The sequence below is a fragment of the Bradyrhizobium sp. genome (assembly GCF_016213215.1).
Classification (GTDB): domain Bacteria; phylum Pseudomonadota; class Alphaproteobacteria; order Rhizobiales; family Xanthobacteraceae; genus Bradyrhizobium.
Genome location: NZ_JACRAW010000025.1, coordinates 36,656 through 51,131 on the forward strand (window position 1 = coordinate 36,656; position 14,476 = coordinate 51,131).

At 59.7% G+C, this 14,476-nt stretch carries 11 protein-coding genes; 5 read left to right on the forward strand and 6 right to left on the reverse strand.

Going from position 1 to position 14,476, the window contains the following annotated elements:
- Positions 1-222: 222 nt before the first annotated feature.
- From HY852_RS05645 to HY852_RS05655, 3 genes are read right to left on the reverse strand one after another with little or no spacing between them, the layout of a single operon-like run.
- Complete coding sequence (locus HY852_RS05645; protein ID WP_291603285.1) at positions 223-1,320, reverse strand: DegT/DnrJ/EryC1/StrS aminotransferase family protein; 1,098 nt, start codon at positions 1,318-1,320, stop codon at positions 223-225.
- A gap of 8 nt (positions 1,321-1,328) precedes the next feature.
- Entirely contained in the window at positions 1,329-1,799 is a 471-nt protein-coding gene (locus HY852_RS05650) for an acyltransferase (protein WP_291603287.1), read from the reverse strand.
- Positions 1,796-2,857, reverse strand: coding sequence for a Gfo/Idh/MocA family oxidoreductase (locus HY852_RS05655; protein ID WP_291603290.1), 1,062 nt, complete (start codon positions 2,855-2,857; stop codon positions 1,796-1,798). The genes HY852_RS05650 and HY852_RS05655 overlap by 4 nt, the downstream gene beginning before the upstream one ends.
- A gap of 172 nt (positions 2,858-3,029) precedes the next feature.
- Here HY852_RS05655 and HY852_RS05660 point away from each other — a divergent pair, with 172 nt between their 5' ends.
- The 4 genes from HY852_RS05660 (at position 3,030) to HY852_RS05675 (ending at position 8,205) form a co-directional block, all read left to right on the forward strand.
- Positions 3,030-4,328, forward strand: coding sequence for a hypothetical protein (locus tag HY852_RS05660; RefSeq protein WP_291603294.1), 1,299 nt, complete (start codon positions 3,030-3,032; stop codon positions 4,326-4,328).
- Positions 4,325-5,674, forward strand: a complete 1,350-nt coding sequence (locus HY852_RS05665; RefSeq protein WP_291603297.1) for a hypothetical protein — start codon at positions 4,325-4,327, stop codon at positions 5,672-5,674. The genes HY852_RS05660 and HY852_RS05665 overlap by 4 nt, the downstream gene beginning before the upstream one ends.
- Positions 5,674-6,855: a glycosyltransferase gene (locus tag HY852_RS05670; protein WP_291603339.1), complete on the forward strand. Its 1,182-nt coding sequence runs from the start codon at positions 5,674-5,676 to the stop codon at positions 6,853-6,855. The genes HY852_RS05665 and HY852_RS05670 overlap by 1 nt, the downstream gene beginning before the upstream one ends.
- Positions 6,856-7,200: 345 nt before the next feature.
- On the forward strand, positions 7,201-8,205 hold the full coding sequence (locus tag HY852_RS05675; protein ID WP_291603341.1) for a glycosyltransferase: 1,005 nt from the start codon (positions 7,201-7,203) through the stop codon (positions 8,203-8,205).
- Between the two features lie 35 nt (positions 8,206-8,240).
- Here the strand turns inward: HY852_RS05675 and HY852_RS05680 are convergent, their stop codons facing one another.
- Together HY852_RS05680 and HY852_RS05685 are read right to left on the reverse strand one after the other, a co-directional pair.
- Positions 8,241-9,758 carry a hypothetical protein gene (locus HY852_RS05680; RefSeq protein WP_291603343.1) on the reverse strand — a complete coding sequence of 506 codons (1,518 nt, stop codon included), beginning with the start codon at positions 9,756-9,758 and terminating at the stop codon, positions 8,241-8,243.
- 210 nt (positions 9,759-9,968) lie between these two features.
- Positions 9,969-12,218, reverse strand: coding sequence for a CARDB domain-containing protein (locus HY852_RS05685; RefSeq protein WP_291603345.1), 2,250 nt, complete (start codon positions 12,216-12,218; stop codon positions 9,969-9,971).
- A 177-nt stretch (positions 12,219-12,395) separates the two neighbouring features.
- Here HY852_RS05685 and HY852_RS05690 point away from each other — a divergent pair, with 177 nt between their 5' ends.
- Complete coding sequence (locus HY852_RS05690) at positions 12,396-12,695, forward strand: hypothetical protein (protein ID WP_291603348.1); 300 nt, start codon at positions 12,396-12,398, stop codon at positions 12,693-12,695.
- Between the two features lie 263 nt (positions 12,696-12,958).
- Here HY852_RS05690 and HY852_RS05695 read toward each other — a convergent pair whose 3' ends face one another.
- Complete coding sequence (locus HY852_RS05695) at positions 12,959-14,470, reverse strand: tripartite tricarboxylate transporter permease (RefSeq protein ID WP_291603351.1); 1,512 nt, start codon at positions 14,468-14,470, stop codon at positions 12,959-12,961.
- Positions 14,471-14,476: the final 6 nt, after the last annotated feature.

Here is a 14,476-nt window from a genome sequence, read left to right on the forward strand (position 1 = left end):
ACAGAACGGCCATGCAACGCCAGTTCGAATGCTCAAACAGGCATCGCTGTTGACGACCGGTTCCCCACGATCAGCCACCACCAGCTCGCCGCCCACAACACGCTAAGACACTGATTGATATCGACTTTTCCGACATCCGCACACTGCGACGCCCCGGAATTCCGCGGATTGCGACTACGGCGGTGCTGCAGGGCGTGCGGCCATTTCGCGCCCCTTGGTCGATCAAAAACTGCGAATGAGATCGACCACCAGCTGCTGCTGGTCATTGGTGATTTCAGCGAACAGTGGGAGGGACAATATGCGGTTCTGATCGCGATAAGCCTTGGGGAAGTGCTCTGGACGATGCTTCAGCCGTGCGTACGCTGGCAGAAGCGGCAGCGCCGTCGGGTAATTGATCGCGGTCTGGACACCATTCGCCTTCAGGTAAGCCGCCAGTGCCTCGCGCCGGGGATGCCGGATCGTATAGAGATGATAGACATGGGTTCGCCCTGGTGCGACCTGCGGCACCTCCACATCCTCGATCTGGTTCAATGCCGTATCATAGAAGACTGCGGCGTGTTGGCGCGCTCGCGTCCAGGCTGTGAGATGCCGAAGCTTGGCGGACAGGATCGCCGCCTGCATTCCGTCGAGCCGACTGTTGATGCCCTCGATCTGGTGCTGGTGCTTTACGAGTCCGCCATGACGGGCCAGCATCGCAATGTGCTCGGCGAGCGCGGCGTCGTCGGTGACGACCGCCCCGGCATCTCCCATCGCTCCCAGATTCTTGCCGGGATAGAACGAATAGGTCGCGGCATTGCCAAACGTCCCGATCGGCTGCCCCTTGAACTGGGCCAGATGAGCCTGCGCGCAATCCTCGATCACCCAGAGGCCATGCTTTCTGGCGATTGCCATGATCGCTTCCATGTCCGCCGGCTGACCATAGAGATGGACAGGGACAATGCCGACCGTACGCGGGGTGATCGCGGCCTCGACTGCCGCCGGGTCGATGGTGAACGTCGTGCCGTCCGTGTCGCAGAACACGACGTTGGCGCCGGCATGGGTGATCATTGCCGAGGTCGAAATCCAGGAATGCGCGGTCGTGATCACCTCGTCCCCGGGCCTGACCTTCAGGGCCGCCATCGCAAGGTACAGGGCATCGGTCCCATTGGCGCAGGACACGCAGTGCTTGACGCCCGCGGCGTTGGCAAAGTCGCGCTCGAAAGCTTCGACATAGGGGCCGCGAATAAAGGCGCTGTCGCGGATCACGGCAGCAATCGCCGCGTCGACCTCGTCCTTGATGGTCTGGTACTGAAGCTGCAGATCGGCGAAAGGTACCGCCATACGAGCCCCTATTTGCCTGTCCGAAGCCGACGTGCCGGATTTCCGGCGTAGACACCGGCAACCGTGATGTCCCTGGTTACCACTGCTCCCGCCCCGATCACGACATCATCAACGATCTTTACCGGCAAGATCGTGGCGTTGGAGCCGATGGAAACCCGATCGCCGATCCTCGTTTCGCGCCAGAGCTCCTTGGCTCCGCGGGCCGGTCCGCCCGAGGAAAAGGAATCGTTGATGAACATCACCCCGTGACCGACGAAGCAGTCCTCGCCGATCGTGACGAGTTCGCAGATGAAGCTGTGCGACTGCACGCGCGTGCGGGCGCCGACCGCCGCGCCTTTCTGGATCTCGGTGAACGGCCCGATGAAACAGTCATCGCCGATCCTGCAGCCGTAGAGGTTGCACGGTTCGACGACCTTCACACGCGCGCCAAACTCGACGTCGTTGCGGATGGCAGCGCTGTGCAGATCGGGCCTGTTCACGTTGCGACGCCAAGGCGGCTGAGGCGCGGCATGAATCGGAGAGCCACCTCCTGCCCCGTTTCAATCGACTCGTAAAGCGCCGAGATCAACTCCAGGCTCTTGCGCCCCTCGAGGCCATCGACCAGCGCCGAGCGCCGGTTCGTGAGGCAGTCGACCACGTGCTCGTAGTAGGCCTGATGACCGAACCCGTAGACGTTTGGAGGATTGACCGAGAATTTCTCAACGACCTCCTTGTCGGACGGAAACTCGTCGACGAACCGCCAGTGCCGAATCCGGTTCACCGCAAATCCGGCGATTTCCACCGTGCCTTTTTCCCCGAGAATGGAAAGCGAGCCCTCAAGATCCTTCGGACGGGTCGCCGTGGTCGCTTCGATGATACCCAATGCGCCACTGCGGAACTTCAAGGTCGCAACCGCCGTGTCCTCGGTTTCGATATTCACCAGCGCCGTCGTTGCACGGGCATGGACGCTGATCACGTCACCGAAAAACCATTCCAGCATATCGATGTGATGGCTGGCCTGGTTCGTAAGCACGCCACCGTCGTAGGCCCAGGTGCCGCGCCAGGCATCCTGGTCGTAGTAGGCCTGGTCCCTGCACCAGCGGACGCGCACCGTCCCCAGAATGAGCTTGCCAAATCGGCCGGCCCTCAAAGCCTCGCGCGCCTTGACGACAGGAACGTTGAAACGATTTTGCTTGACGACAAAGAGCTTCACTCCTGCCTCGTCGCAAGCGCGGATCATGTCATCGGCGTCCTGTAGCCGAAGGGCCATCGGCTTCTCGACAATGACGTGCTTCCCGGCCTTCGCGCTGGCAATCGCGTGTTCTGGATGCATGCCGCTCGGCGTCAAGACGGCAACAGCATCGAGGTCCGATCGAGCCAGCAACTCGCCGAGATCATAATGCGCAGTAACACCAAATTTCGCGGCAACCTCGTCGGCCCGAGCGCGTATCGGATCGCAGACCGCGACCAACCTCGCCCCAGAGATGTGACCGCCGCCCAGGAGGTCGGCATGACGCTTGGCGATGCGTCCGCAACCGATCAGGCCAAACCTAATCATGAGAACTGTCTCGGCGAAAACGAAAGGAGCACTGGAGCCTGCCTGAAAAGGCTTGATGTATATTAACAAACCGTCCTAAAGATCAAGAAGTGTAGTTTTGGACCGCCTTCACCCGGTTCCCGTCGTGACCAGCAGAAATACCTCACGCATTGAGCGTCAGTGGGCGACGCCCATGGATGCCGCTCTCCAGCTGCGTGGCGAGAGTTTCAGACTTGCCTTGCTCGTTCTCTCGCACGTCGGCCTCTGCTGTATCTCGCTGATCTGCGTTGCGCTGATTTATCCCCACTATCATTTCGTCTTTTATCCCCAACAATTATTGGTTGCAACCGCGATGGTGCTCCCGATGGCAGCCCTGTCGCTGCTGTTTGCGACAGCTCCCTTCACATTCGGCTACAGCGTCAGCTTCAGCCTTTACACGATGCTGCTCGGGTATGTCTGGCTGAACGTCTTTTCGGAGCTTCCGTATGACCATCTCCTGGCGTTTGTATCCACCCTCGCGGCCTCAACGGCCTTTCTGTTTCCCGCCCTCTTCATTGGCTCACCGGTACGCCAGCTCTACGTGCTTTCTCCGAGCGCGCTAGATCGACTGCTGCTGTTCGTTTTCGCGCTTGCGATCGCAATCATCGTGATGGGGTCCAGCTACAATTTTCGGTTCATTGATATCGAGCACATTTACGCCTTCCGCGACCAGATCGTCTTCCCGAAAGCATTGAGCTACGGGATCGGAATCACTTCCAGCACCTTGCTGCCGTTTGCGTTCGCGTGCTTCATCGAGCGCGGCCAGAGACTTCGCGCGGCGTTGGTATTGCTCCTTCTTGCCTGCTTCTACCCGATCACGCTTACGAAGCTCGCGTTCTTTGCGCCGGTCTGGCTTCTGCTCCTGGTGATCGCTTTCCGATTCTTCGGTGCCCGTACAACATGTCTGCTGTCGGTGTTCGGCCCCATGCTCATCGGACTACTCCTATTCCCGCTGGTAAGGAGCGATACCGCTCTGACCGGACCAGCGGCATCCTATTTCTACGTGATAAACCTGCGCATGTTTGCCATTCCGTCCCTTGCCATGGACTACTATGGATATTTCTTTTCCAATCACCCCCTGACCTATTACTGCCAGATAGGTGTCGTGAAGGCCGCCTGGGGTTGCCCGTATCAAGCCCCCTTGGCGATCGTCATCTACAACTATTTCGGAATCGGCGGTAACCTCAACGCCTCGCTGTTCGCGACCGAAGGCATCGCCTCCGTCGGGCCGGTCTTCGCCCCTGTGGCTGCCCTGGTCGGCGGCCTCGTCGTTGCGGTGGCTAACCGGCTATCAAGCGGACTTCCGCCTCGGTTCGTGCTGGTTTCCAGCGGAATGATGCCGCAACTCTTGCTCAACGTCCCGCTTTCGATCGCCCTCGTGACCTATGGGGCAGCAGTTCTCTTCCTGCTTTGGTATTTGATGCCGAGCTCGTTCCTTGAAAGTAAGCAATGACGGACCCCAAGCTTTACTCTCTCGCAAATCAAAGGGGACTGATAATCGCGCTCCTTTGCGTCCACATAGCATCGTGCTCTCTTTCGCTCGTCTATGTTGCGCATTATTATGAGTACATTGGCGTTTTCACGTTCGACCGCAGCCAACTGCCGGCGGCAATTCTCTTGGTCAGTCTCTTCGCGCTCGTCTCGCTAGGGTTCGTAATCTGCAAATTCAGTTTCGGGTACTTGATAGGTTTCTATTTCTACACAATGGTTCTGGGCTACCTGTGGCTCGCAAATTTCTCTCGCCTTGAGTACAACCATTGGGCTGGCGCCATTTCGGCAATCGCTTCGATACTGGCGTTCCTTGCTCCAGCGCTGCTTGTCACCTCTCCGTTTCGACGAACTATTGCTCTTTCGAAGCGGCAACTCGACTGGCTCGTTTATTCGCTGATAGTCATAGCGGTCTGTGTAATTGCGTATGGGGCACGCTACAGTTTTCGAATTGTAGGAATAGCAGATATCTATCGCTTCCGGAACGAACTCGAGTTCCCAACGATCCTCCGATACTTGATCGGCACCACCTCGAACGCGCTACTTCCCTTTGCATTCGCGATATCTTTCGTGCGAGGCAAGTTCCTTCTTGCTGGAGCAGCTTTGTTTCTCCTTCTTCTTTTCTATCCGGTGACGCTTTCCAAATTGACAATCTTTGGACCGATCTGGCTGCTGTTCCTGGCGGTCCTTTGCCGAGTGCACAGCCCAAGAATAACCGTCTTGTTGAGCTTGCTGATTCCGATATGCCTAGGCGTCGTCCTTGTGGCGCTCTTTAGTTCCGGTGTCGCACCATACCAGGTTCTCTTCAGCTATTTTTCGGCAGTCAACTTCAGGATGGTTGCCGTTCCGTCTGCGGTATTGGAGCTTTACAGTGATTTCTTCTCGACGCACGAACTCACCCATTTCTGCCAGATGAATTTTCTGAAGTATTTGTTGACATGCCCCTACAGCGAACAGCTTTCAGTCGTGATGTTGAACACGTACAATCTTGGTCACGCGAACGCCTCTTTGTTTGCGACTGAAGGTATCGCATCGTTAGGGCTGGGCTTGGCGCCGCTTTCTGCTGCGGGCTGCGGTCTTGTTATCGCTATCTCCAACCGAGCATCGGCCGGACTCCCAGCAAGTTTTGTGATCTTGTCCAGCGGGATGATAACCCACGTCCTCGTAAATGTGCCACTTGCGACGACGCTCCTGTCGAATGGCGCCGCTCTCCTGTTCCTGCTGTGGTATGTCGTACCCCGGTCAATCTTTGATTCGACCGAAGCAGACCAGCCTCTGCCCGAGTCAGAGCAGGCGCGGCGTGGCTCTTGATGCGCGTACTCATCCTCAACTCCGATTATCCGCGCTTCCTGGCCTGGCTGTACCAGCGCGCGCCAGGGCTTCAGAACGCCTCCTATGCTGAGCAGATGGTGGCGCGGAACGCGAGCCTCTTCGGCGTCGCCGATTTCTACTCGCGCAGTTTCACCGCGCTGGGACACCCAGCCGCGGACATCCATGTCAACAACCCCTTGCTTCAATCGGCGTGGGCGCGCGAGCGTGGCATGGCTATCGAATTGCCGCCGCCCGGAGTGTCTACCCGGCACGCGCTGCCGGGATGGTTGCAGCGCGCAGTCGCACCCTTCAAGCCGATGCTGCGGCCCTTGGCGCGCAAAGTGGGGCTGAGCCCGCGGCTGGATGTGCAATCGGAGCAAATCCTCCTCGCGCAGATCGAGGAGTTCAAGCCGGATCTCGTGCTCAACCAGGATCTTTTCCACATCGACACGCGACTGGTGCGCCGGATCAAGGGAATCGGCCGTCCCATCCTGGTCGGACAGGTCGGCATCGAACCGTCACGCGGAGAGGATTGGACGGTCTACAATCTGATGATTTCGCAACTGCTCCGGATCGTGCAGTCTTTCCGAAGCGCCGGCGTAAGGGCCGAGGTCGTGCACCTTGCTTTCGCTCCCGCCGTTCTCGATACCCTACCTGAGATGGCGGCTGCTCCCAACATTGACGTCTCCTTCGTCGGCACCGTCTCGTCCGATCATCAACAGAGAACGGCGCTGCTCGAGGCCGTTGCCGAGCGCTATCGCCTGAAGTTGTGGGGCAACCTCGATCCGTCCCTGCCCCCTTCGTCCCCGCTCCATCGCTGCTTCCAAGGCGAGGTCTGGGGCAAAGCCATGTATGAGGTGCTCAGAAGGTCACGAATTACCCTCAACTCGCATATCGATCTTGCCCGGCGCGAAGCCGGAAACGCGCGCCTGTTCGAAGCGACTGGCGTCGGCGCATTCCTGCTCACCGACTTCAAGGAAAATCTGCATACCCTGTTCGAGCCCAACAGCGAGGTCGCAGCCTGGCGCTCGATCGACGAATGCCTCGCGATGATCGATCGATATCTGAAGGACGAGGACAGCCGTGCCGCGATCGCCGCCGCCGGGCAGGCCAGGACGCTGAAATCCCACACCTTCGAAAGCCGTGTGCGGGAAATCCTCAGGCTTGTTCAGGGAAGCTGACGGGCTGCGATTCCTTGAGCTCTGCGCCCTTGACGGTGCAGGGCAAAATGGCCAAAGTCGCGCCGCTCAAGACCTGTCTAATTCCAGCTGTTTTTGAGAAGACCTAAGCCGCCTCTCGATCGTCCGCAAGAGAACCTACCCGTGAAACCGCTTCGCTTCGCCGTGATGTTGGAACAGCCTTTGGAGATCGGAGGCGGGTTTCAGCAGCCACTGAACGACATGCTCTGGTTTCGCGAATGGGCCGCGAAATCCGGTAACGAGATCGTGGTGTTTTCCCAGGATCGGAAGACCCTGCAGATCCTGAAGGAGTTTGGTGTCGAAGGCAAGCTGCTGAAATTGGGCGCCTTGGACAAGCTGCATCTACTTCTGAAATATTCCCGGCTGTTCGATGTTCTCCAGATCGCCCTGCGATGGACGTCCCTTTTTGAAAAGATCCTCATCAGGTCTGGTATCGACGCCGTCTACTTCACCTCGACGTCGAAAAGATATCTGCTGCTTAACAAGCTGCCATTCATCATCGCAATCTTCGACGGCTGTCACCGCGACGCTCCCGAATTCGAGGAAGTGCGGTCGTTCGGCGAGTTCGAACGCCGCGAAGCCCTGTTCGGGTTTGCAAGCATCAAGTCGGCCTTGGTGATCGCGAATGCGCCCGAACTGATCGACCTGCTTTGCCGGCGCTACGGGATGGAGCGCGACCGCGCGATCTGCATCCCGCTATCGCCGTCGACCTATGTGAGCAGATCTGCGCCGGATGAAGCAGCCGACGCGGCCGTTCTAAAGAAATACGGAATCGAGCCCGGTTATTTATTCTATCCGGCTCAGTTCTGGCCGCACAAGAATCACGCCGCTCTTTTGGCTGCGCTTGCCCTGTTGCAGAAGCAGGGCTCCAGCGAAAGGCTGGTGCTATGCGGGTCGGACCGCGGCTTTATCGACAAGATCAGAGCAATGATCGCGGACTACGGGCTGACTGACAAAGTCTCCATCATCGGGTTTGTCGAGTCTTCCGAACTTGCAGCACTCTACCGCGGTGCATTGGCGCTGGTGATGCCAACCTATTTCGGCCCGACAAACATCCCACCGCTCGAAGCTTGGACGCTCGGAACGCCGGTCATCTACCCTGAGGCCTTCAAGGCGCAGGCCGGCGACGCAGCCCTCCTGTTCGATTACGACGATCCGCACTCATTGGCAGAGGCAATTGTCAGCGTCCGCTCGGCCGAGACTCGCGAGCGGTTGCGCAAGGCGGGCTACGACCGACTGCAGCACTTTGCCTCTGAGATCGAAGCAGGCCGCCGCCAGCTCGCGTTCCATCTGGAACGCCTGAAGAACCGCTTGGTGCTGACCCGGCGCTAAATTCGCGCCAGGCAACAGGACCTACTCTGGTGCCGTCAGCCCGGAATTGAACCGGCAAGACGCTCGCGAACGCCCCTGCTCGCGAGAGGACTGGCGATGAGGCTCAATAGAGCCAGCCAGATCGCGCATTCGCCGACAAAGTGCGAAAGACCGGCGCCGGGCACCAGCGATGCCACCACGACCCCGATTCCCCATCCTGGCAACAGGATGCCTGCGGCAAGAAGAGCCAGGAACGCGACGTGCTGAAACGGGCGTTGCAGCGTCTCCCGCATGATCGTCAGGGCAAGGAGGCCGAACTGGATGGAAAGATCGCTCGCAACCAGCGCAATCGCTGCGCCAAGCGGGCCTAGGGCGCGGATAAGGACGAGCGACAGGCCCAGAAACACCACGAGCTGCAGTCCCTTGCTTCGGGCCAAAAGATCGCCGCGGTTGCTGTAATTGGCAAAGCCAAGCGCCAGTATCGAGGGCGCAACGATGCCGGCGCCGACGAGCAGCGTAATGGTAAGCGGGGCATTGTAGGGAATGCTGCCCCGTGTCCACAAGTCGAAGAAGTCGGGCCAGAACGGCAGAAGGCCGGAGACAATCAGGCTCGCCAGAGCCGTCACCAGGGCCGACCCGCGCGCATAGAGCCGGCGCGTTCGCTCCCTGTCGCCGGTGGCGTGATCGTAGCCGAGTTCGGCAGCAACCGGCAGGGTCACTTGGACGCATAGCGCGCGGAGCAGCCCGGCGGCGACCCGTGTAAGAGCCCATTGCGCGACGGCGATTCGGTCGGAAACCAGCGCACTGACCAATAGGACCGGCGCATTGAGCAGCGCCAGTTCAGTGATGCCGGCGACGGCGAACGGAAAGGCCGGCCCAAATTGCCCGATGCTCCATCGCCAATGCTGACGTCCGCGGCCGCGGCGCAAGAATGGAAACAGGCGCGGAGCTTCAATCGCAACCAGATAGAGCGCGACCGCGACCTGGATGGTAATATACGCAACAGCAACCGACAGCAGGGTGCCGACTGCAAGGATCGCAAACAGCTGCGCCGGCAGCGCGAGCGCCATAGCGCAGTTCTGCAGCCAGACTGCCCGGCCGTACTTGCCGCGCGCGCGATAAAGCCCGGAGGCCAGGTTCGAGGGCAGCGTTAGAGCCGTACCGATCGTCATCACGAGAAAGGCGGCGTCAAAATCCGAAACGGCCTGGAAACCAAGCGTCGACGACGGTGGTAGCAGCCGTGCGCCGATCAGCAGCAGCAGGCAGACCCCGGCGGCGACCGCGAAATAGATCCGCTGCATCCCCGCATGGAAGCTTGCCGTCCGCCCGTCAGGATCAGCGCTCGACCTGAACGCCAGGAAACGATTGATGGCACGGAGCTGCAGACCGGCGTCGGCCACAAAGACGATGCTCGCGGCCGCGTAGATGACGAGCCAGGCCGCAAGCAGGTCACTCGTCCAGAAGCGCAGAAAAACCGGAACGAGGAGGACCTGTTGGGCTATTCCCAACGTCGTCTGCACTGCATTTGCCGACCAGCCCTGGATAAGTCGACGGGCGCGGCCAGGCACGTTCATAGGGCTCCCCAGCCGCGGCGTCTATTGGATGAAAGACAGGTAGTGCTCAAGGCTTTGAGTCCGCTGAGAGCCGCCAGCAACGGATCACGAACCGAGCACCGGACGTCCCCAGGCCCGCTCTCGTCTATGGCCGTCCATGATCAAGCAGATACTCCACCCAAAGTCGATACCCGGATGGGGCGGGAGCCCCAGAACTTGCCTGCGGGCGCTTCAGCGGATGATAAAATGGTCCATCGGGTCGAGGAAATGAAAGTTCGTGTGGCTGGCATCGGGCTGTCCGGCACCGCCGACCGCATCCGCCAAGTTCGTCTCAATACTGGAAAGCACTCCCTTTTCGGGGCCGAAAAGCGAAGCCAAGTGGCCGAGATCTGGTCCGATCGTATTGCCGGCATCAGACGAAGCTGAGAGGAATACAAAAGAGTCGTTTTCCGCGTTTGCCAGCGCTGCGGATGGAGCAAGCACCGTAATCGGCGTTACGTTATGGTTGTTGTTCGCCTCGTTGCTCTCGGCAATCGCATTATCATAGTCCGCGATCCCCCCGATATAATAGGTGCCCGGAGCCAGGTTGCTGGGGAGCGCCAATGACACGGCCTGATGATCGTAATAGCCCGCCGTACCGTTGGCTGTCAGTGCCAGAGAGGCAACCGTGGTCAGCAAGGTGTCGCTCGTGCTGATTGTCGCGTCCGTCGAGAGATAGAGCCCCGAGGTCGATGCTGCGGCTGCTCCCTTGCCGAAGTTCACAAGCCAGAAGTCAACGGACGTGGTGCCGCCCGCTGCGATGGTCGTGCTGCTGACGCTATCGAAAGAAGCCGTCAGATCGGCCTGCGCCGGTCCGGTGACCGTGATCTGCGTTACGTTGTGGGTGTTGTTCGCCTCGTTGCTCTCGGCAATCACATTATCATAGTCCGCGATCCCCCCGATATAGTAGGTGCCCGGAGCCAGGTTGCTGGGGAGCGCCAATGACACGATCTGATGATCGTAATAGCCCGTTGTGCCGTTGGCTGTCAGTGCCAGAGAGGCAACCGTGGTCAGCAAGGTGTCGCTCGTGCTGATCGTCGCGTCTGTCGAGAGATAGAGCCCCGAGGTCGATGCTGCAGCTGCTGCAATGCCGAAGTTCACGAGCCAGAAGTCAACGGACGTGGTGCCGCCCGCTGCGATGGTCGTGCTGCTGACGCTGTCGAAAGAAGCCGTCAGATCGGGCGATGACGGCAAGCTGACCGTGCCGTCGGCAAACTGGAAATATTCCACGCCGTAAACGGTATCGATGCCGTCAGGCGCCCCGGGTCGCTGGTCGCTTATCGTCCACGTTTGCGAATTCGCATTGTAGGTGATGAGATAGTTTGCCGAAATGCCCGAATAGACCGCCGTGTCGGCGCCTATGCCGGCAATGAGCGTGTCATTTCCCGCACCGCCTGTCAGCGTGTCGTTGCCAGCACCACCGTTCAGCGCGTTTGCGATCGCATTGCCGATCAGCGTATCGTTGCCTGACCCGCCATTGGCGTTGTCGATGTACGAGCGCGGGTCGTTGTTGTACAGATAGGCATTGTAGACGTTGCCGGACGCATAATGGCCGTTGCCAAGATAGGCCAATTGTACGGACGAGAACACCGACACGGCGCCGGGATTGAGATTGATCGTCAGGTTCGTCGTGTAGTTCGACAGGTCGTAGGTATCGACACCGCCGCCGTCCCAGATCGTCTCGAAGATGCGGTTGGCCGAACCTCCGACACCGCCGCCCGGCGCCAGTTGCGCGACACCGTTGATGAATTCCTGCCCGGTGGTCGGGCTCCAAGTGTAGACCGTGTTCTCGCTGTGGGTAGAGTAGTTCGCACCATAAAGCGTTTGCAACGCGAGGATATCGTTGGCCATATAGGTCTGCGGATATCCATAGGCCTCGTTCGTGTAACCGCTCAGCGGCCCGCTCACATAGCTACGATAGCTCATGAGGGTGTATTCGAGATCATCATGCGCCGTCGGCACAGCGACGTTGGCGACACCTCCCGTCTCGTGGCTGTGCTTGAGGCCGAAGGCGTGACCTAGCTCATGCAGCGCGGTCAGGAAGTAATAGTTGCCGAACGACGCCAGCGAATAGTTGTAGGCGGTGCCGAACCAGACATCACCGCCGGCCGGAGCGCCCCAGGGATAGTAGGCGTAAGAGGTCGGATTGGCGGCGGGGGATTGTGCCACCATAATGTCCGCACCGTCGGTTCCGGCGTACTGGATGGTGGCGTTGGTGTAGCCCAGGATCAGCGTAACGGCGTAGTTGACCGCCGCCTGCATTTGGCTAGGCGCCTGAGCGAAGCCCGGCGTGGTCGGCTCATTGTCGATGGAGTAGTTGACGGGATAGTCGCTCGGAGAATTCGGAAAACTATAGGTGATCGTGCCCGCCCATTTGAAGTAGAAAAGCAGGCCATCGATCTCCGCATTGTTGGTGGCGCTTACAGTTACGGCGGTCGCCAATAGAGTCTCCTGAGAACCTCACGCGCAGCCTGATTCGGACGCTGTGCTGATGCTAGCCTTAGATCAATACGTTTGGTTTAATTTTGGCTTGTGCGGCGTGGTTCAACAACTTCTAATCGAAAACCCGGTATTTTTACGACCGGCGGAACACAGGCTCAGCGAATTCGGAGCGATGTCATGAAGCTGCGACCCCTTGCGGCCGGCATCTTTAGCACCATCATGGCGCTCGGCGCGGATCATCCCCTCTCAGACGGACAGCCAGTCATGGCCAACAAGGCTGCTGCAGACGAAATCGGTAAGCAAGTACGCGACCCCACGGTTCCGCCTGCCCGGGATCCCGCAATCGCGGTCGCCGAGGAGTATGAACTTGCCCGCCGGAAGGGAACGGCCGAGGCACTCGAGCTTTTCATTGCGCGCCACAGCGACGATCCGCTCGCCGAAAAGGCGCGTGCCGAGTTGCGGCGGCTGTCGCGGTGAGTCCCGAGCCGGTCGTCGCTTGGTGCAAAGGCAGCCAATATTGATTACGACTTGCGGCGAGAGGCCGTGACAGCGGCGCCGGGGAACCGTTCCGCTCCATGGCTCCGGCCAGAACATCAATTGCGCTCATCTGCACCCCGCTGATGTCGGACGTTTTTGAACGCTCGCATCGCCTCTCGGTTAACGTTGAGTAAACAGCGACAAGGCGCTGGCCAGACTGAACAATCCGAAGAATGCCGAGACTTCGCGCAAGCTGCTTCGGATCACGCTTTAGCCGGCCGCCACAGCCGTCCGAGGCTGCCGAAGAGCCTGTCGATCACCGGCCAGAACAACAGCACGATCGCGAGCGTCGTGATCGTGCCGACGAGTCCATTCGACCAGAACACTTTCAGGTCGCCGCCCGAGCCGATCATCGAGAGGCGAAAGGCATCCTCGGCGCGGCTGCCGAGCACGAGCGCCAGCGTGAAAGGGGCCAGGGGAACGCCGATCTTCTTGAACACATACCCGACCACGCCGAAGCCGAGCATGAGCCAGATGTCAAACATGGCGTTCTGAATGGCATACGCGCCGATCGCGCAGGACACCACGATCATCGGCGCGACCGCCGCGAACGGTACCCGCAGGATCGAAGCGAAGATTGGCACCGTGGTCAAAACCAGCACGAGGCCGACCACGTTGCCAAGGTACATCGAGGCGATCAGCCCCCAGACAAAGTCCTTGTGCTCGACGAACAGCAGCGGCCCGGGGTTGAGCCCCCACACCATAAGGCCGCCAAGCAGGATGGCCGCAGTCCCGGAGCCGGGAATGCCGAGGGCCAGCATCGGCAGCAGCGCCGCGGTCCCCGAAGCATGGGCGGCGGTCTCCGGCGCGAACACACCCTCGATGCGGCCCTTACCGAAACTTTCCGGGTTCTTGGAAAAACGTTTTGCCAGGTTATAGCCCATGAACGAAGCGGCGATCGCCCCACCCGGCGTGATCCCGAGCCAACAGCCGATGAATGAGGAACGCAGCAGCGTCATCCAGTATTTCGGCAGATCGCGCCACACCGACAGTACGACGCGCAGGCTGATGCCGGCGGCATGCCCCCGCAGCGCCAGACGTTCCTCCATGGTCAAGAGGATCTCGCTGATACCGAACAGGCCGATCACCGCGACGAGGAAATTGATCCCGCGCAACAGCTCCGCCGAGCCGAATGTCATGCGCAACTGGCCGGACACCGTGTCCATGCCGATGCTGGCAAGCAGAAGCCCGAGGGACATCGAGATGACCGTCTTGTGTTTTGCCTCCCGACCAAGCCCGACAAAGGAGCAAAACGTCAGCAGATAGACCGCGAAAAACTCCGGGGGACCGAATCTGAGCGCGAACGAGGAGATCAGCGGCGCGAGGAAGGTGATCAGGAGGACCGCGACCAGCGAGCCCACGAAGGACGAGGTGAAGGCGGCGGTCAATGCTTCGGCCGCCCTGCCCTGCTGCGCCATGGGATAGCCGTCGAAGGTGGTCGCGACCGACCAGGCTTCGCCCGGGATGTTGAACAGAATGGAGGTGATTGCTCCACCGAACAGGGCGCCCCAATAGATGCACGAAAGCATCACGATCGCCGAGGTCGGGTCCATGGTGAAAGTCAGGGGCAGCAGGATCGCAACGCCGTTAGGACCGCCGAGGCCAGGCAGGACGCCGACGAAAATGCCGAGTACAAGCCCAACCATCATCAGGAGCAGGGTCTTCCCCGTCAGAAGGACGGCAAAACCGTGCAAGAGGAGACCGAAGGCTTCCATCTAGTT